Annotated in this window: 17 protein-coding genes; 6 read left to right on the top strand and 11 right to left on the bottom strand. The window is 62.3% G+C overall.

Annotated elements, in window-relative coordinates:
- Positions 1-108 precede the first annotated feature (108 nt).
- From J4E08_RS14100 to J4E08_RS14080, 5 genes are read left to right on the top strand one after another with little or no spacing between them, the layout of a single operon-like run.
- On the top strand, positions 109-822 hold the full coding sequence (locus J4E08_RS14100; RefSeq protein WP_183968613.1) for an ABC transporter permease: 714 nt from the start codon (positions 109-111) through the stop codon (positions 820-822).
- Positions 815-1,555, top strand: coding sequence for an ATP-binding cassette domain-containing protein (locus J4E08_RS14095; protein ID WP_349539041.1), 741 nt, complete (start codon positions 815-817; stop codon positions 1,553-1,555). Before J4E08_RS14100 ends, J4E08_RS14095 begins: the two co-directional genes overlap by 8 nt.
- A gap of 24 nt (positions 1,556-1,579) precedes the next feature.
- Positions 1,580-2,401 carry an ABC transporter substrate-binding protein gene (locus J4E08_RS14090; RefSeq protein WP_349539040.1) on the top strand — a complete coding sequence of 274 codons (822 nt, stop codon included), beginning with the start codon at positions 1,580-1,582 and terminating at the stop codon, positions 2,399-2,401.
- Between the two features lie 21 nt (positions 2,402-2,422).
- Positions 2,423-3,292, top strand: coding sequence for a substrate-binding domain-containing protein (locus J4E08_RS14085; RefSeq protein ID WP_349539039.1), 870 nt, complete (start codon positions 2,423-2,425; stop codon positions 3,290-3,292).
- Positions 3,293-3,301: 9 nt separating this feature from the next.
- Complete coding sequence (locus tag J4E08_RS14080) at positions 3,302-4,513, top strand: AGE family epimerase/isomerase (protein WP_349539038.1); 1,212 nt, start codon at positions 3,302-3,304, stop codon at positions 4,511-4,513.
- Here J4E08_RS14080 and J4E08_RS14075 read toward each other — a convergent pair.
- The 10 genes from J4E08_RS14075 to J4E08_RS14030 all read right to left on the bottom strand — a co-directional run bounded on the left by J4E08_RS14075 (position 4,510) and on the right by J4E08_RS14030 (position 14,440).
- The gene (locus tag J4E08_RS14075; protein ID WP_349539037.1) at positions 4,510-5,835 is read right to left on the bottom strand and encodes a sigma-54-dependent transcriptional regulator; all 1,326 of its coding nucleotides are present in this window, start codon (positions 5,833-5,835) and stop codon (positions 4,510-4,512) included. The genes J4E08_RS14080 and J4E08_RS14075 overlap by 4 nt on opposite strands.
- Positions 5,836-5,964, bottom strand: coding sequence for a hypothetical protein (locus J4E08_RS14070; RefSeq protein WP_281374900.1), 129 nt, complete (start codon positions 5,962-5,964; stop codon positions 5,836-5,838).
- Positions 5,961-7,208 (bottom strand): c-type cytochrome, encoded by a 1,248-nt coding sequence (locus J4E08_RS14065; protein ID WP_349539101.1) that lies wholly within the window; start codon positions 7,206-7,208, stop codon positions 5,961-5,963. Before J4E08_RS14065 ends, J4E08_RS14070 begins: the two co-directional genes overlap by 4 nt.
- Complete coding sequence (locus J4E08_RS14060; RefSeq protein WP_502949273.1) at positions 7,208-8,464, bottom strand: formate dehydrogenase subunit gamma; 1,257 nt, start codon at positions 8,462-8,464, stop codon at positions 7,208-7,210. Before J4E08_RS14060 ends, J4E08_RS14065 begins: the two co-directional genes overlap by 1 nt.
- 120 nt (positions 8,465-8,584) lie before the next feature.
- Complete coding sequence (gene fdh3B / locus J4E08_RS14055) at positions 8,585-9,178, bottom strand: formate dehydrogenase FDH3 subunit beta (protein ID WP_349539036.1); 594 nt, start codon at positions 9,176-9,178, stop codon at positions 8,585-8,587.
- Between the two features lie 12 nt (positions 9,179-9,190).
- Positions 9,191-12,229 carry a formate dehydrogenase subunit alpha gene (locus tag J4E08_RS14050; RefSeq protein ID WP_349539035.1) on the bottom strand — a complete coding sequence of 1,013 codons (3,039 nt, stop codon included), beginning with the start codon at positions 12,227-12,229 and terminating at the stop codon, positions 9,191-9,193.
- 151 nt (positions 12,230-12,380) lie between these two features.
- Complete coding sequence (locus J4E08_RS14045; RefSeq protein ID WP_183968597.1) at positions 12,381-12,563, bottom strand: twin-arginine translocation signal domain-containing protein; 183 nt, start codon at positions 12,561-12,563, stop codon at positions 12,381-12,383.
- Between the two features lie 103 nt (positions 12,564-12,666).
- A complete protein-coding gene (locus tag J4E08_RS14040; RefSeq protein WP_349539034.1) occupies positions 12,667-13,266 on the bottom strand; it encodes a TorD/DmsD family molecular chaperone in 600 nt (199 codons plus the stop codon).
- Positions 13,263-13,910 carry a DUF3306 domain-containing protein gene (locus tag J4E08_RS14035; RefSeq protein ID WP_349539033.1) on the bottom strand — a complete coding sequence of 216 codons (648 nt, stop codon included), beginning with the start codon at positions 13,908-13,910 and terminating at the stop codon, positions 13,263-13,265. The genes J4E08_RS14040 and J4E08_RS14035 overlap by 4 nt, the downstream gene beginning before the upstream one ends.
- Complete coding sequence (locus tag J4E08_RS14030) at positions 13,907-14,440, bottom strand: DUF3305 domain-containing protein (RefSeq protein WP_349539099.1); 534 nt, start codon at positions 14,438-14,440, stop codon at positions 13,907-13,909. Before J4E08_RS14030 ends, J4E08_RS14035 begins: the two co-directional genes overlap by 4 nt.
- A gap of 370 nt (positions 14,441-14,810) precedes the next feature.
- On the opposite strand from J4E08_RS14030, the gene J4E08_RS14025 reads away from it, so the two are divergent.
- Positions 14,811-16,754 (top strand): 4Fe-4S binding protein, encoded by a 1,944-nt coding sequence (locus tag J4E08_RS14025; protein ID WP_349539032.1) that lies wholly within the window; start codon positions 14,811-14,813, stop codon positions 16,752-16,754.
- On the opposite strand, the gene J4E08_RS14020 is transcribed toward J4E08_RS14025, so the two are convergent.
- Positions 16,727-17,494: a hypothetical protein gene (locus tag J4E08_RS14020; RefSeq protein ID WP_349539031.1), complete on the bottom strand. Its 768-nt coding sequence runs from the start codon at positions 17,492-17,494 to the stop codon at positions 16,727-16,729. The genes J4E08_RS14025 and J4E08_RS14020 overlap by 28 nt on opposite strands.
- Positions 17,495-17,500 lie beyond the last annotated feature (6 nt).

The raw sequence follows: 17,500 nt of genomic DNA, 5'->3' as shown, positions 1-17,500 counted from the left end.
TCCCCAATCGCCCTCCGCGGCCGCCCCAACGGGACAAGCATTCCCTTGCGATAGCGCTCCTTAAAACGATACCTTGGCATCAGATTGGCCGGGAGGGCTACGGAGAATATGCAGGACTTTGGGGACGCCTTTGGGCTCGCTTTTGGGCTGGTGCTCAACCCCTCCGCCGATCTGATTGAGATCGTCGGTCTGTCCCTGCGTGTCAGCTTGTCGGCCTGCCTGCTGGCCTGTTTGATCGGACTGCCACTCGGCGCTTTGCTGGCGATCACGCGCTTTCCGGGACGGGGCGCGGCTCTGGTCGTCGTGAACGCGCTCATGGGTCTGCCGCCAGTTGTCGTGGGCCTGCTGGTTTACCTCGCCTTGTCACGTGCCGGCCCCCTTGGATTTCTTGGACTTCTCTACACGCCAACAGCAATGATTGTCGCACAGACAATCCTGATCGCGCCCATCGTGGCCGCGCTGTCGCGGCAGGTTTTGGAAACCTTGCACGACGAATATGCAGAACAGTTCCGCTCTCTTTGCCTGACCCGCTGGCAGATCATGCAAGCGTTGCTCTGGGATGGGCGTATGGCGCTGATCACCGTTGCCCTGGCGGGATTTGGCCGCGCCGTGGCAGAGGTCGGCGCGGTGATGATCGTCGGCGGCAACATCGACCATCTGACCCGCGTCATGACCACCGCCATCGCGCTGGAAACGTCCAAGGGCGAGCTCGCGCTGGCGCTGGCGCTGGGACTGGTGCTGATGATCATCGCGCTTGGCGTAAATGCACTGGTGCAGGGCCTGCGGATGCGCGGCGCGGCGCAGGAGGTGGCCCATGCGTGACATGACCTTCCCGGCGAACAAAAGCGCGCAACAGACAGCGCCCGCATTGCGGATGCGGGACGTAAGGCTGTCGCTTGGTGGCCGTCATGTTCTGGACAGCTTGAACCTCTGTATCGACACGCCCGGGGTGACGGCCTTGATGGGCCCGAACGGCACGGGCAAGACACAGACGCTGCGCCTGATGCACGGGTTGATCCGCCCCACCGCCGGCAAAGTGACATGGAATGATACGCCCGCCGAGGCCAAGACCTCCACCCAGGCGCTGGTGTTCCAGAAGCCCGTATTGCTCCGCCGGTCCGTCGCCGCAAACATTGATTTCGTGCTGAAGGCGCGGCGCGGCGACCGCTCTCGCCGTGATGCGCTTTTGGATCATGTCGGACTGCTGGACAAGGCCCGCCAGCCGGCCCGCGCCCTGTCAGGCGGCGAAGCGCAGCGGCTTGCTCTGGCGCGCGCCTTGGCGCTTGACCCGCAGGTGTTGCTTCTGGACGAACCGACTGCAAGCCTCGATCCCGGTTCTGTGCTCGCCATCGAACGCATTATCACGCAAGCCGCCCACCAAGGTGTAAAGGTGATCCTTGTCACCCACGACGTCGGTCAGGCCCGCCGCCTTGCCGATGATGTGGTGTTTCTGCACCGCGGCCATGTGGCGGAACACAGCCCCGCACATCAATTCTTTCCCCGACCGCAAAGTGCTGTGGCGCGGGATTTCATCAACGGCAGGATCGTCGTTTGATTGCTAAAACCACTGGGAGAAAATATGAAACTTACGAAATTGACGCTGGCAGCCGTGCTGGTGACGGCCCCCATGTACGCACTGGCCGATGAGTCCATCATTGTGCAGTCCACCACCTCGACCGCAAATTCGGGTCTGTACGACTATCTTTTGCCGATTTTTACCGAAGCGACAGACATCACCGTCAACGTGGTCGCCGTCGGCACGGGTCAAGCGATCAAGAACGCGGCCAACTGTGATGGCGACGTGCTTCTGGTCCATGCGAAACCGGCAGAGGAAAAGTTTGTCGCGGATGGCGGCGGCACCACGCGCACCGATCTGATGTACAACGACTTTATCATCGTCGGACCGGCGGATGATCCTGCAGGCGTCGCGGGCATGACCGATGTGGCGCCTGCAATGGCGACCATCGCCGAACAGGGCGCGCTGTTTGCGTCCCGCGGCGATGACAGCGGCACACATAAAAAAGAGGTCGCGCTGTGGAAGGCCGCAGGCGTAGACACTGCCAGCGGGTCGGGCGACTGGTATCGCGAGACAGGCTCTGGCATGGGCGCAACATTGAACGCGGGCCTCGGTATGGGCGCCTACGTCATGACCGACCGCGCCACATGGATCAACTTCGGAAACAAGCAGGATTATCAGATCGCCGTTCAGGGCGATGATGCCATGTTCAACCAATATGGCGTGATCCCTGTGAACCCGGAAAAATGTCCCAGCGTGAATGTCGAGGCGGCTCAGACCTTCAACGACTGGCTGATCTCGGACGAGGGGCAAGAGGCCATCGCCGCCTACATGGTTGACGGCCAGCAGCTGTTCTTTCCCAACGCGCCGGAACAGGGTAGCTAAGACCCCAAAAGGGGTTGAACCATGAGCGAGCCGGAATTTCTGACGGTGCCAGAACTGGCAGAGCTGCTGCGGATAAAGGAGCGCAAGGTCTATGACCTTGCCTCCACCGGCGAGGTGCCATGCACGCGCGCCACCGGCAAGCTGCTGTTCCCGGCCCAAGGGGTTCGGGCGTGGCTCGATGCGCATTCCGAAGGCGCCGTCAGCAAACCACCTCGGCCCTCAGTCGTCCTGGGCAGCCACGATCCCTTGCTCGACTGGGCCATCCGGGAATCCCGCTGTGGGCTGGCGAGCTACTTCGACGGCTCATCCGACGGGTTGGCACGCTTTCGCAGGCGCGAAGGTGTGGCCGCCGGTTTGCACATTCTCGACGCCGACGGGCGCGCATGGAACATTCCGCGCGTTGCCCGGGACTGTAGTGGCCAGAACGCCGTCCTTGTGCGTTTCGCCACCCGCTCTCGTGGGCTGGTGCTCGGCCGTGACGTGCAGGGCATCGCGGCCATGGTTGACCTGAAGGGGCGGCGTATCGTTCCACGACAACCGGACTCCGGCAGCGGCGTTCTGTTTCGTCATCTGGCAGAGCGTGCCGGGTTGCCGCTCAACACCCTCACGCAAACAGACATCGCCCGCACCGAAACAGAAGCCGTACAGACCGTGGCGCGCGGCGATGCCGATGCCACGCTTGGTCTGGAATCCGTGGCGCGGGACTTCGGCCTGCCGTTTGTGCCGCTGATCGACGAACGTTTTGATCTGTTGGTGAACCGCCGCGCATGGTTTGACACCCCGATGCAACGGCTGATGACCTTTTGCCAGTCGGAAGCTATGATGTTCCGCGCCGAGCGTATGGACGGCTATGATCTGTCCGGTCTTGGCACGGTACGCTGGAACGCCTGAGGAGACGATATGATTGGACACGACACCGCGCACCGCTGGCTGGATGACGACGCCCACCGCGCGGCCCTGCGCGCCGATGCCGAACGGCAATTCGCCTTTTTCCGCAAAGCAAAGCGGCCTGCGGGTGGATTTTACCAGTTGGAGCTGGATGGCACGCCGATGGGCACGAAGGTTCAGGAGCTTCACGCGACAACACGCATGGTGCACAGCTTTGCCTTGGGAAAGCTGGCGCGGCTGGATGCGGGCGACGACATGATCCAGCACGGGCTCAGCACCATCGCGCATCAGCATCACGATGCCGATCACGGCGGCTGGCTCTGGGCGGTGGACGACAACACAGTGCACGACGCGCGCAAGCTCGCTTATGGGCATGTCTTTGTCCTGCTCGCCGCCAGCAGCGCCTACGCCGCCGGGCACTCTCAAGCGCTTGGCCTGCTGGATCAAGCCGACCAAGTGCTGACACAGCGCTTCTGGGAGGACGACAACGGCCTTTTCGCCGATGAATACACCCGCGACTGGCAGCCCTTTTCGGACTATCGCGGCATGAATGCCAATATGCACGGAGTGGAAGCTCTGCTTTCTGCATTCGAGGCCACCGGGCGCAAACATTTCCTGGACCGCGCCGGACGCATTCTGGATTTCTTCGTGAACAAGACGGCGCCGCAGTACGACTGGCGCATCCCGGAACATTACAATTCTGACTGGCAGGTTGACCGCGCCTATGCGGGCGATCCGATGTTCCGCCCCGCCGGGCACACGCCGGGGCATTCGCTGGAATGGGCGCGGCTTTGGATGCAATGGGGCGCCCTGACTGACACAGACGTCACAGAGGGCGCGCGCAAGATCATCTATCGCGCCTTGCACGACGCGTGGGACGAGGCGCGCGGGGGACTGATCTACACGATCGATTTCGATGGCGCGCCCGCCATCACCGACCGCTACTGGTGGCCCGTGACAGAAGGCATCGGCGTCTTGGCCTCCCTGCTGAAAGCCGGCGGGACCGAGGAAGACGCGGCGTGGTATCGCAAGCTATGGCAGTTTGCCGATGCGCATCTGATCGACAAAACCCATGGCGGCTGGTTCCCGGAACTGGACGACGACAACCGCCCGACGGGACGGCAATTCATCGGCAAACCCGACATCTACCACGCTCTACAAGCGGACCTGCTGCCGCTGACCCCTGATCGCGCTCAGATTTACGAGGGGCTGCGCGGGCTCTAATCCTCCCAAGCGGAAACGCGGCGGTCGATGGTCTTTCGCGAGACCCCAAGCCGCCGCGCGGCCTCGGCACGGTTGCCGTCGCACAGGTCAAGCACATGCAAGATATGCCGCTGCATGACCTGTTCGAGGTTCTCCACCGCGCGGGCGCCGGTCACCTTTGAGTCGCCCGCGAACTCCTGCGGGAATTCCCCAAGGATCACCGAACGTTCGATAAGGTTCTTCAACTCCCGTACGTTGCCGGGCCAGTGGTAGCGCGACAGTTTCAGCAGCGTGTCCGCAGACAAATCCAGCGCGGGAAGCCCCAAGGATGTCGCCGATTGCTGCATGAACAAAGCCGCCAGTTCGGTGATGTCCTCCAGTCGATCTTTCAACGGCGGCATGTCTATACGCACAACATTCATGCGGTGATAGAGGTCAGCGCGGAACCGCCCCTGCGCCACGGCCTCCTCCAGATCAGCATTGGTGGCGAACAGAAGACGCAGGTTCAGAGGGAACTCACGCTCTGCGCCGACGGGTCGCACACGCTGATCCTCCAGCGCGCGCAACAGTGCCGCCTGAACGACCTCGGGCATCTGCGCCACTTCGTCCAGAAACAGCGTCCCGCCATCCGCCAACAGGAACAGCCCCGGTTTCAGATCATCCCCCGGCCCGTTGATGCCGAACAGCTCCTGCGCGATATGATCCGGTGCGATGGCGGCACAGTTCACCGCGACAAAGGGCCGTTCCGCCCGATCCGACGCCTGATGCAAGGTTCGCGCGGCGAGTTCCTTTCCCGTGCCGGAAGCCCCGGTGAAGAGCACCGGCGTCGGCAGCGGCGCGAGTTTTCGCAACAGGCTCCGCACTTCGGACAATGCCGCGGAGGTTCCCAACAGCTTGCCCTGCCCGTCCACTTTCAGTTCATGGCGCAGCAGGGTATTGTCGCGCCGCAGATACTTACGGTCCAGCGTGCGCGCCACGGAGCCAAGGATCTGGTTGGCGCGAAACGGCTTCAACACGAAATCCGACACACCTGCCCGCAGGGCCGCGATGGCCGTTTCAAGGTCCGCATAGGCCGTGATCAGGATCGTATCCGCGAGAAACCCCAGCTTTCGCTGTTCCGTCACCCACTCCAAGCCTGTTTTGCGCGGCATCACATTGTCGAGGATCACGAGGTCGAAATGGCACTCGTCCAGCTTGACCGAGGCTTCCTCGGGCGAACTGGCCAATTCCACGCGCTTGACCCTCGGCTGCAACGTCTTGAACAGAAAGTTGCGCATCCCCGGTTCGTCATCCACCACAAGGATGGACGCCCCCGCCAGGTCGCTGCCGTAGTCTCCTGCCATTCAGTCCAGCCTGACGCTGCGATCATCCGCATGGGACTGGGCCGTCGTCAGGTCCAGCGAATTGAGCACGAACCACGCGCCCACGCCGATCACCGCCGCGGCCAGTATGCCGAGTATGACTGCCTTCATTTCTCACCTTCTTCCGTATGGGCCGATGTGGCCGATTTCAGCCATGACAGCAGATCGGCGCGGTCCTGCGCGCCTGCGATCACTTGCATGGGCATCTTCGAGCCGGGGATATAGTAATCCGGCCCTTGGTCGAACAATGCGTTGATGGTGGCCTCCGTCCAGACGATCCCGGCCCCCTTAAGTGTGTCAGAGTAGATATATCCCGGAACTGTCGCGGCAGCGCGCCCAAAAACCCCGTACAAGGTTGGACCCGCTTTCCGACTGGGTCCAGGGGTCAGCGCATGGCAAATAGAGCATTTGCGCATGAATTGCCTTTCCCCGTTTGACATGGTGTCAGCGTCGCGCAGAAAACTGCGGTCGCCGGATATACCGGGGGTGAAAGCGTCCAACGCCTCCACCGGCCAGCCGTAGACAACGTCATCGAGGCCGCCGGCCCATATCGTTTGCCCATCCGGCGAAAAGGCCAGTGCCCACACCGGACCTTGCCGCGTGGCGCGAAAATCTCGGCTGATCTGCCAATCTCGCGTGTCCAGCATCATGATGTAGCCCTGCCCGTCCCCCACGGCGAGCTGATGGGTCGCAGCGTGATAGGCCATGGCCAGGATCGGACGGCGGTCCAGCGTCACATCGGCAATTTCTGCCCCGTCATGGTCGATGATCCGGGTGCCGCCGTCCACTGCGCCGTAGGCGATCCAGTCGGGGGTGACGATCAGTTCGTTGATACCAAAGCCATGCTGCACCAATGGCAACGCCGCGCCGTCTGCATACCGCATCAATGCTCCGGCGGAGGTGCCGGCAAACAGCGCGCCCTCGCCAAAGGCCACGGCATTCACACCGTCCCGCGCATTCAAAACCTGCACGCCCGTCTTTGATGTCAGATGGATGGTCCCGTCCCAACTGCCGCTGGCAAGCATTCCTCCCTGAAGCGCCAGAGATGTCACCTTGCCCCTGTGCTGCGCGATGATCTGCCCCTCGGGCCACCCCCGAACAGTGAAATCATCCGCACCGGATATGACGCCCCGGGGACCAAAAATTACCGTGTTCACGGCAGCCTCGTGCCCCTCCAGCCACTGCGGTTCACTGCTATCCCAAAGTCCGACAGAGTTGTCGAAACTGGCCGTTGCAACACGCCCCTCAGGTGACACGGCAATGCCCATGATCGGCCCGCCGTGTCCCTTGAGCGTGGTGAACTCCTGCGCCGACACGGGTGACGCAAGAGCAAGGACCAGCGCCAGCCAGCGCATCATTCCGCCGGTTCTGTGCGCGTTACGGCCTCCGACGGCGCGGTCGCCTCTCCCTTTGCCTTCTTCTTCTCGTACCAGATGGAGTGGTGCTGTTCGGCCCAGTTCTCGTCGACTTGCCCGCTGCCCATGGCATCGAACGCGCCTTCCATTCCCACCGAGCCGATGTAGATGTGCGCGATGATTACTGCCATCATTACAAAGGCGATGATCGCATGCCACAGCTGCGCCAACTGCATCTCTTCTTGCGGGGCCATGGCGGCAGGCAGCGGGTCCATCCCGATCAGCGACGGCAGGCCCAGATCATTTGCAATGCCAAAGGTCTTGGCAAACAGCGGCAGATCCATCGGAAACAGCAGCGACAAACCCGACACCGACAGCGATGCGCCAAAAAGCACCACGGACCAAAAGATCATTTTCTGACCGGCGTTGAATTTTTCAGCCGGTGGGTGGTTCTTGCCCACAATGCCGCCGTATTGTTTGAACCAGACGAGGTCCAGCTTGTTGGGGATGTTGTGCGCAACCCACATCACGAACATCAATATGATGCCCAGCATGAACGCCCAGGATACGTTGTTGTGGATGTATTTCGACACGGTCAACAGCACCGAGTTGGCGTCGTGCCCCATGATCGGAATCAGAAATTTGCGACCAAACAACGTGAAGAGCCCGGTGAAGCCCAGCAGCAAAAAGGACGCTGCGGTCATCCAGTGGTTCACACGCTCGACCATGTGAAAACGTTCGACTGTGTGGCCCGTTTTGCCACCGTCAATCATGACGCGCCCGCGCAAAAAGAAAAATAGCGCCAGCAGGCCGATGGTGCCCAGCAGCAGCCAGCCGCCATAGGTGCGCAATGGACCGGCCCGGAATTGCAGCCACGCCATACCACCATCCTGGATCATGACCTGACCCACTTCGGTGTCGGTGGACACCTGGGCGCCCGGCAGTTTGTCGTAGCGAATGGCGCGCCACAGATCGGCATCCGAAGATGTCCCCAACGGAGACAGATTGCGTGGCGGAACCGCGTCTCCCCCCACATTGTCGGACCGGAAGCTGTCGTCGACGGGCAGCCCCTCCTGACGGCGCAGGATATCCTGCAGCGTTTGCGCGCCGCCGGTGGCCTCGCGCGCCTCGGCCAGATCGGTGGCGACCGTCGTCGGCACTGTTGGCGCCATCACAAAGGAAAAAACGGCGAGGGCAGCCATCACCAGAAGCAGGGCCCAAAATCCGCGGGAAGTGCGCTTGGCACGGTCTGTCATGTTGAACCTCGTCGCTCAGCGTCGCTTCTGGACGCCACATAGGTCATAGGCGCGGCCCTAATGTGGACCGCGCCCGTGGTGCGATGTTGTAGGCCGGGGCGACCCCAGCCTACCAAGCGGTCAGCCGCCCTTTTGATCGTAAGCGGTGCCCCAACCCCAGGCGCCGGAGCCGAAACCACGCGCGACGACGCGCTCGCGGTAAATGCCCGACACCACGTCGCCGTCACCGGCGAGCAGGGCCTTGGTGGAACACATCTCGGCGCAGATGGGCAGCTTGCCCTCGGCGATCCGGTTGCGTCCGTATTTGGAGAACTCCGCAGCGGAATTGTTCTCCTCCGGGCCGCCGGCGCAGAAGGTACACTTGTCCATCTTGCCGCGCGACCCGAAGTTGCCCGCCTGCGGATACTGCGGCGCACCGAAGGGGCACGCATAGAAGCAGTAGCCGCAGCCGATGCACAGGTCTTTTGAGTGCAGCACCACACCGTCGTCGGTCTGGTAAAAGCAATCCACCGGGCAAACGGCCATACAGGGCGCGTCTGAGCAGTGCATACAAGCCACGGAAATCGAGCGTTCGCCCGGTTTTCCGTCCTGAATGGTCACCACGCGTCGGCGGTTGATGCCCCACGGCACCTCGTGCTCGTTCTTGCAGGCGGTGACGCAGGCGTTGCATTCGATGCAACGTTCGGCGTCACAGAGGAACTTTGCTCTTGCCATGTGTGTCTCTCCTTATGCCGGCATGATCTTGCAGAGCGTGGCTTTGGTCTCTTGCATCTGCGTGACAGAGTCATAGCCGTAGGTCTGCGCCGTGTTGGTGGATTCACCCAAGACGATTGGGTCTGCGCCCTCGGGATAACGGGACCGCAGGTCTTCGCCTTGGAAATGGCCGCCAAAGTGGAACGGCATGAAGGCTACGCCCTCACCGACGCGTTCGGTAACCATCGCCATCACTTTGACCTTGCCGCCTTCGGGACCTTCGACCCAGCACATCGCACCATCACGCACACCAAGGTTGTTGGCATCGCGCGTGTTGATCTCGATGAACATGTCCTGCTGAAGCTCCGCAAGCCATGGGTTCGACCGGGTTTCATCCCCGCCGCCCTCGTATTCCACCAGTCGCCCGGAGGTGAGGATGATCGGGTAGTCCTGTGAAAAGTCCTGCTTCTGGATCGACGCGTACATGGTCGGCAGACGGTAAAACTTGCGGTCCTCGTAGGTCGGGTAATCCTCGACCAGATCGCGCCGGTTGGTGTACAAAGGTTCGCGGTGAACCGGAACCGGGTCCGGGAAGGTCCAGACCACCGTCCGCGCCTTGGCGTTGCCATAGGGCGCGCAGCCGTGCTTGATCGCCACCCGCTGGATGCCGCCCGACAGGTCCGTCTTCCAGTTGACGCCGCCAGCCTTGGCATTGAAATCCGACGGGAACGGAGACATGGACTGTTCGCCCACTTCCTCTGCCGCACCTTGCGTGCCATCGCCCTCGGACAGGCCGTTCGGCTCGGCCGATGGATCACCTTCCATGGCTTCTGCCATCTGGATGCCCGCCACTGTCGCGATGGAGCGTTTCTCCTCCTCGGTCAGGTCGCCGTCCCAGCCCAGATCCACCAGCATCTGATAGGTGAATTCGGGGTAGCCGTCCTGGATATCCGCACCGGGGTTGGACACGCCTTCCGCCAGAAGGTTTTCACCGTTGCGTTCAACACCGTAGCGCGCACGGAACGGCAAGCCGCCGTCCTTCACAGGCAGGTTGATGTTGTACAGGTTGGGCGAACCGGGATGCTTGATATCAGCGGTGCCCCAGCACGGCCACGGCAGACCATAGTAGTCCCCATCCGCAGGCCCACCCAGCGCGCGCAGTGTCGTGCGGTCAAAGGTGTGCTGGTTCGCCATATGCGTCTTCAGCCGTTCCGGAGTTTGCCCGGTGTAGCCGACGGTCCACATGCCACGGTTGAACTCGCGAGTCGTGTCCTCGATATTCGGGGTCACGCCGTCGTCCTCGATGGCAATATTGCGGAACATACGGTCATGGAAGCCGAACTTCTTCGCAAAGCGACCGATGATTTCGTGATCCGTCTTTGATTCAAAGATCGGGTCGACAACTTTCTGACGCCATTGGATCGACCGGTTAGAGGCTGTGACAGACCCTTCGGTTTCGAACTGCGTGCAAGCCGGCAACAGGTAAACACCATCGGTGCGCTCGTGCAACACGGCGGAAACGGTGGGATACGGGTCGATCACGACCAGCATGTCCAGCATCTCCATCGCCTTCTTCATCTCGACCATACGGGTCTGAGAGTTCGGCGCGTGCCCCCAAAGCACCATGGCACGAACCTTGTTCGGCTGATCCATGTTCTCCGCGTCTTCAAGAACACCGTCGATCCAGCGCGACACCGGGATACCGGTTTCGTACATCAGATCCTTGTCCTTGCCGTCAGCGCCCTTCATCTTGGTGAACTGAGCGTTCAGCCAGTCGAAGTCTTCGCCCCAGACGCGGGTCCAGTGCTGCCACGAGCCCTTTGACAGGCCATAGTAACCCGGCAGTGTGTGGGACAGGACGCCAAGATCCGTCGCGCCCTGCACGTTGTCGTGGCCACGGAAAATGTTGGTGCCGCCACCCTCGGTGCCCATGTTCCCCAGAGCAAGCTGAAGGATGCAATACGCGCGGGTGTTGTTGTTGCCGGTGGTGTGCTGCGTGCCACCCATGCACCAGATCACAGTGCCAGGACGGTTGTTTGCCAGGGTCCGCGCCACGCGTTCCAGCTGGGAGCCGGGAACGCCGGTGACCCGCTCGGTCTCCTCGGGGTTCCACTTGGCGACTTCTTCGCGGATCTGGTCCATGCCCCAGACACGGGTGCGGATGAACTCTTTGTCCTCCCACTCATTCTCGAAGATATGCCACAGCAGGCCCCAGACCAGCGCCACATCCGAACCGGGACGCATCCGCACGAACTCGTCCGCGTGTGCGGCAGTGCGGGTAAAGCGTGGGTCGCAGACGATCAGCGGCGCGTTGTTCTGCTCCTTCGCCTTCAGCACGTGCTGGAGCGACACCGGGTGCGCTTCGGCGGGGTTGCCCCCGATGATGAAGATCGCGCGGCTGTTGTGGATGTCATTGTAGCTGTTGGTCATGGCGCCGTAGCCCCATGTGTTCGCAACACCCGCAACGGTGGTCGAGTGACAGATCCGCGCCTGGTGGTCGACGTTGTTCGTGCCCCAGTAACCCGCGAACTTCCGGAAGAGATACGCCTGTTCGTTGTTATGCTTGGCCGAACCGAGCCAGTAGACCGAATCCGGGCCGCTTTCCTCGCGGATCGACATCATCTGGTCGCCGATCTCGTTGATCGCCTCTTCCCAAGAGACACGAACCCACTCCCCGGCGACTTTCTTCATCGGGTACTTCAGGCGGCGTTCGCCGTGGGCGTGCTCGCGCACCGATGCGCCCTTTGCGCAGTGAGCGCCAAGGTTGAACGGGCTGTCCCAGCCGGGTTCCTGTCCGGTCCAGACGCCATTTTGCACTTCGGCAATCACGGTACAGCCCACAGAACAGTGGGTGCATACGGATTTCTTGATCTCTGTGTTGCCAGTGGCCGCTGTCGCTGCGCTGGCCTGCTGAACGGTTCCGCCTGTGGCAGCAATCGCGGCCAAGCCGCCAATCGCCAGACCAGACCCACGGAGGAACCCGCGGCGGTCAACCGAGGTCTTTGCAACCTCGGACAGGATCGAAGTCCGCTGGGGGCGTCGCGCAACCCCGTTGGTCTTTTTCCTAAGCATGTGTCTCTCTCCCTTGCGCGCTTTGGGCGTCACGCCCTTGCTTGCTTGGTTGGCTCAATGACGTCGGGCAGTCGGGCCTCACGCAACCAGTCGCCTCTCGTCGGTTGGCAGGTCCGCCGGGCGGCGGGCGCTGAAGTCTTTTATCCGGCCCTCAGAAACGAGCGCTGGCGTAATACGCACGGGTGTGCGCGGTGTCCTGCATCGTGTTCGATGACAGATCGGGTTCTGCGGCCTGTGCCTCGGTGCCGCTTGTGGCAACAGCCACGGCAGCAGCGGGGGCAGCGGTGCCGGCCAATTTCAGGAAATCGCGGCGCGTGGCCTGTTTTTCTGACATGGTTTTCTCCCTTTGGGGATTGCGCCATCTGAGATCGCGCAGTCGGATTCCGGCACGTCTGCATGCCGCTCGTTTGGCCAGGCTGTCCCGACCGGTTCAAAACTCAGCTGAGGCGGAACGCCTCTGTCTCGACCTCCATGAAGGCCTGACCGATGCGGCCGACCGGCGCGTAGAATACTGACCCCTTGGCCCCTTCGAGATCGTTAAAGAAATGACCCGCCCAAGGAGCGATATGCTTGTTGAAAAAGTCGCGCTGCTGACCCAGGTCCGCAGGCGTGCCGAAGCGGCCGACGATCAACGCGCCCATCATTTCCATCAAGGAGGCAATGTTATCCTCCGGCTCGAACACGGTTTCAGCGCGAGCCAACCCCTGCCGCGTCATATCCTGGCGCAGCGCGGCAAGTGGTTTTTCATTCAAAAAACCTGTCATGTAATAGGATGCATAGGGCAGCAGTTCGCCGCGTCCCAGACCAATGAACAGCGCATTGTATTCAGCGGTGACTGTCTTCGGCTTCGTGACTTTCGCCATTTTGGCCAGCGTGGTGATCCCCTGCCCCAAGGGCGTGTCGTCGCCTGACAGAGACGCCGTTTGCTCCAGAAGCATCTCATCGGGCGGGTTCGACAGGATCAGGCCCAGAAAGTTATAAAGGTCCGCGCGCAGGCGGTCTTCTTCGGCAATGGTGGCGGCGGGTGCAGCGGTCATGTGCGTCCTTCCATGTCATCGAAACGGAACCGCATCCGGCGCGCGGTGACGGGCAGCGGCGGTTCTTCGATATCTGTCTCGTAGGCGAAATGATCTGGCGCTGTGTCTTCAGCGTTGGGCTCAGCCGTGGCAAGCTGCGTCGGCGGATCGGGCAATTCGTCATCGCACCTTTGCGATCCCTCGGGCGCATCCGCGTCGTCGGACAGATCATCGAGCTTCGCCAAAGCGTCCTGCGCCCGGGCCTCCGCCGCGCGCGCGGCCTCTTCGGCCTTGTCGAACATGCCCTTTCCGACCTGATAGACAGTTTGCATGTTTTCAATGACAGTTGCGGAGTCGGTGTAATCCTCGCCGTACTCCAACAGCCCATCCAGATTCGCCAAAACAGGGTTCAACCGCCAAAGACGCCGCAGCGCGCGGGTTTTCAGCCTTTGCGGCAGAGTTGACTTCAAGAACGCCTGCACCTGCTCTGCGCTGGCCAGCGCATCCGGCTCTGGCATACCAGCCTCTGCCAAAAGGTCATCATCCGAGCGCTCGGCCAAAGCCTGTTCCTGCGCGGCCTCGACAGCGGCCACCTGCGCCGCCTCTTCGGCCCGGGCCTCTTCGACGACGCCTGCGCGACGGCGTTCCCAGAAACTGCGGCTCATTGGATCCGCCTCCGCTTTTGCGCGGGCGACGCATAGATGTCAGCCGCCTTGTCGACGCGTGGATCACCGACACCGTCCTGCACCAGATCGACCCGCTGCCGATCCCGTTTGCGCTTGATGAACACCTCTTCCTCGTAGAATTCCTCGACGAAGGAGCGAACCCACGCGATCAGGCCGTGCGGCATTGGCACCTTTTCAACCAGCTCCTCGCCGCTGTCGGTGTAATCCTGCGCTTCATACGGCGAAGCCGTGACCCGGAGCACCTCATAGGGCCACTCGCCCTCGGCTGCGCGCATCACAACGTAAAGACTGGGAATCTCCGAACTCAACCCGCTCAAGTAGGCTTCAGCCTCTGCGCCATGCAGCTCCAGGACCGGTGTGTCGGCGTGGTATTCCACAGCCTCATCCTCGCGGCGCAATTCCCTCCACGATGCAGGGCCGGCACCGGGCAGAACGGCAACCACGTTCCAGGCCCATTTCGCCCAACGGGTAACACCGGGCGTCCGTCTCAGGACGACCCCCACCCGCATTGTGCGATAGGCCTTCGGGTTTTTGATCACGGCGGTCCTCCCTGTGAGTTGACCGTGGCGCAGGATCTCCGGCGGCGAAAGCAATTTCGCACACCACGGCACACCGAACGCGATTTCGGGACACTTTGACCGGACAATACAGTCGCCCTGGGCCCATTCGGACAATCTGTCCAACTCGACTTTTTCGCTCAGAAAAAGAGCAATTTGCGAATCGCCGAATCAGTCGCGCTCTAGGGACAGCGGACAGCGGGATTTTGACCGTATCCACGGATCGGAAAGCGGTTGTGACCCCCCTCGAATCATGTGTAGCTAGCCTGAATATCGCGCGCTCCGGACCCCGGCAGAGGCCGATCTGACAGGGAGAATATTCATGGCTAAAACCTTGATAACATGCGATTGTCTCGGCACCTACGATCTGGATGCCGATGGCCTGTCGCAGGCCAGTGGACTCGACGTGCGCGCCCCCTGCTCGGCGCTCTGCACCCGAGAGATCGACCTCGCGGCAGAGGCGTTGACCTCGGGGGATGTGATTTTCTCCTGCACCCAGGAAGAGGCCACCTTCACCGCTCTGGCAGACGAATTGGGCCTCGCCCCGCCCGCCCTGCTCGACCTGCGGGACCGGGCGGGATGGTCCGATGATGGCGCTACAAAACTACCCAAAATGTCCGCATTGCTGGCAGAGGCGCAGCTGCCCGCCGCGCCGGAAAAGACGTTCGACATACTTTCCGAAGGCATGTGCCTGATCCTTGGCTCGCCGGACGTGGCTCTCGCCGCAGCTGACCAGCTCAAGGATCACCTGGGTCTTACCGTCCTGCTGCCCGATGGCGCAGAGGTGCCCGACACCCGTGCCTTTGACGTCATCACCGGGACTCTACGCCGCGCCAGTGGTGCGCTTGGCCGGTTCGAGGTGGTCATCGACGCCCTGCGCATGGTTGATCCCGCCGGGCGTGGCCCGCTGACGCTGACAGACCCGCGCGACGGCGGCACTGCCACCTGTGACATCCTGCTGGATCTGCGCGGAGAAAGCCCGCTCTTTCCGGCTCATGAAAAGCGCGACGGCTACCTGCGCGCCGATCCCGGAAATACCGGCGCGGTGACGGCGGCGCTGCTGGCCGCTTCGCATCTGACCGGCACCTTTGAAAAGACGATGCATGTGCGCACCGAAGCGCTATTGTGTGCCCATTCGCGTGCGGAACAAGTCGGCTGCACGCGGTGCCTCGACCTGTGCCCCACGGGCGCGATCACCCCGGATGGCGAGCACGTCTCTGTCGATCCGGCAATATGTGCGGGCTGCGGCGCGTGCTCAGCGGCTTGCCCATCCGGCGCAATCAGCTTTGACGCGCCGCCGGTCGATCTGGTGATGCAGCGGGTGCAGACCCTGGCCAAAGCCTACCTCGACGCGGGCGGCACCGCACCGCGCCTTCTGGTCCATGACGCGCACGGCGCAGAGATGATCCGCCTCTCGGCCCGCCACGGACGAGGTCTCCCCGCCGATGTGATCCCGATGGAACTGCCGAAGGTTGGCGTCTTTGGCCATGCCGAGATGGTGGCCGGGCTGGCGGCTGGTTTTGCCTCCGTGTCGCTGCTTCCGGACCGCGCCGCAGACCTTGATGCCATCACCGCGCAGGCCCAGCTGGCACGCGCCATCGGTGGCGCCGAAACGGTCCAGATCATCGACACGTCCGACCCGGACGCCCTGAGCGACGCGCTGTTTGACGAAACTGCGCCCGCGCCGGTGGCCACCCCCGTGCGCCCTTTGGGCACCCGTCGCCAGATCACCAGACAAGCGGCCCGAGCCTTGACTGACGCGCCGGTCCTGCCCTTGCCCGAAGGCGCACCCTACGGTGCCGTGGTGGTCGATGACAGCGCCTGCACCCTCTGCCTGTCGTGCGTGTCGCTTTGCCCCTCAGGTGCGTTGGGCGACAACCCCGACCGGCCAGAGCTGCGCTTCCAGGAAGACGCCTGCCTGCAATGCGGTATCTGCGCCACCGCCTGCCCGGAAAATGCCATTACGCTGGAACCGCGTCTGGATCTGACGCCACAGGCCCTGACACAGCGCGTGCTCAAGGAAGAGGAACCGTTCCCCTGCGTCGAATGCGGCGCGCTCTTTGGGGTGAAATCCACGGTCGAACGCATCACGGCCAAGTTGGAAGGGCATTCCATGTTCGGCGGGGAAAAGTTGCGCATGATCCAGATGTGTGACGACTGCCGCGTGAACGCGCAGGTACACTCCGAAAACAACCCCTTTACCGGGGCCGAGCGGCCGCGCCCACGCACCACCGACGATTATCTCTCAAAGCGGCGCGACCATTGATCCTGCTGGCTTTGCAAGGGAGCGCCCAGATCAGCAGGGGGCAACCCTCCGACATAGGCAAGCACGGCCTCCACCTCCTCCAGCGTCATTCGGATGGGGGAGATGGGGCTGGGGCGCGCCGCGTCAAAAGGCGGCGTCACCTCGTCGATCTGGGTAAAGGCCGGGTGCGGGTTCAATGCATAAAATCCGATGAACCGCGCTTGCCAATCTGCAAAACCGCGCAGCAGCGCGAAACTGGGGGTGGAGCCGATGTCGGTCAGTCGCGTGTCTTCATCGACCGCGTGACAGCGCGCGCATTTCAGACGCGACACCTGCAGCCCCAGCGCCGGGTCACCCACCAGATCAACCTCGACCACGGGCTGCGCGACCTTTGGCGGAGGCCTGAAGACTGCAGTTTCATCAGGCGCATAGGACAAAATCGTATCGCGCCCGATCTCACCGGCCAGCCAACCGGCAAAGCGGTCCGTCCAGCCACCGGGCTGCGTCACTTGGAACGCCCATACCTGACCGGCCCCCTCAAAGACCGGCGTGCCCGCGTCGCCCAGAACCACTTGCGCCTGCGCCGGATCATCGACCAACTGCACCGCGATCTGCGTCTTCAGCTTGAACCGCGGCAGGATGTAGGACATCACCCCTGTTTCCACCAAAGCTGGTGGGGAGAACAACAAGACCTGTCTTTCCTGTGCCGCGACCTTGAAGGGCAGCACCGCAAGGGCCAGTATCAACAACCAGATGCGCATGGCAGC

The sequence above is a fragment of the Sagittula sp. NFXS13 genome, assembly GCF_040148795.1.
Taxonomy (GTDB): domain Bacteria; phylum Pseudomonadota; class Alphaproteobacteria; order Rhodobacterales; family Rhodobacteraceae; genus Sagittula; species Sagittula marina.
Note: the sequence above shows the minus strand (reverse complement) of the source record. Positions and strands in the feature narration are given on the sequence as shown.

Bases quoted from the DNA above. Each gene is read 5' to 3' on its own strand.
- J4E08_RS14100 (WP_183968613.1), top strand. From the start codon at position 109: ATGCAGGACTTTGGGGACGCCTTTGGGCTCGCTTTTGGGCTGGTGCTC.
- J4E08_RS14095 (WP_349539041.1), top strand. From the start codon at position 815: ATGCGTGACATGACCTTCCCGGCGAACAAAAGCGCGCAACAGACAGCG.
- J4E08_RS14090 (WP_349539040.1), top strand. From the start codon at position 1,580: ATGAAACTTACGAAATTGACGCTGGCAGCCGTGCTGGTGACGGCCCCC.
- J4E08_RS14085 (WP_349539039.1), top strand. From the start codon at position 2,423: ATGAGCGAGCCGGAATTTCTGACGGTGCCAGAACTGGCAGAGCTGCTG.
- J4E08_RS14080 (WP_349539038.1), top strand. From the start codon at position 3,302: ATGATTGGACACGACACCGCGCACCGCTGGCTGGATGACGACGCCCAC.
- J4E08_RS14075 (WP_349539037.1), bottom strand. From the start codon at position 5,835: ATGGCAGGAGACTACGGCAGCGACCTGGCGGGGGCGTCCATCCTTGTG.
- J4E08_RS14070 (WP_281374900.1), bottom strand. From the start codon at position 5,964: ATGAAGGCAGTCATACTCGGCATACTGGCCGCGGCGGTGATCGGCGTG.
- J4E08_RS14065 (WP_349539101.1), bottom strand. From the start codon at position 7,208: ATGCGCTGGCTGGCGCTGGTCCTTGCTCTTGCGTCACCCGTGTCGGCG.
- J4E08_RS14060 (WP_502949273.1), bottom strand. From the start codon at position 8,464: ATGACAGACCGTGCCAAGCGCACTTCCCGCGGATTTTGGGCCCTGCTT.
- fdh3B (WP_349539036.1), bottom strand. From the start codon at position 9,178: ATGGCAAGAGCAAAGTTCCTCTGTGACGCCGAACGTTGCATCGAATGC.
- J4E08_RS14050 (WP_349539035.1), bottom strand. From the start codon at position 12,229: ATGCTTAGGAAAAAGACCAACGGGGTTGCGCGACGCCCCCAGCGGACT.
- J4E08_RS14045 (WP_183968597.1), bottom strand. From the start codon at position 12,563: ATGTCAGAAAAACAGGCCACGCGCCGCGATTTCCTGAAATTGGCCGGC.
- J4E08_RS14040 (WP_349539034.1), bottom strand. From the start codon at position 13,266: ATGACCGCTGCACCCGCCGCCACCATTGCCGAAGAAGACCGCCTGCGC.
- J4E08_RS14035 (WP_349539033.1), bottom strand. From the start codon at position 13,910: ATGAGCCGCAGTTTCTGGGAACGCCGTCGCGCAGGCGTCGTCGAAGAG.
- J4E08_RS14030 (WP_349539099.1), bottom strand. From the start codon at position 14,440: ATGCGGGTGGGGGTCGTCCTGAGACGGACGCCCGGTGTTACCCGTTGG.
- J4E08_RS14025 (WP_349539032.1), top strand. From the start codon at position 14,811: ATGGCTAAAACCTTGATAACATGCGATTGTCTCGGCACCTACGATCTG.
- J4E08_RS14020 (WP_349539031.1), bottom strand. From the start codon at position 17,494: ATGCGCATCTGGTTGTTGATACTGGCCCTTGCGGTGCTGCCCTTCAAG.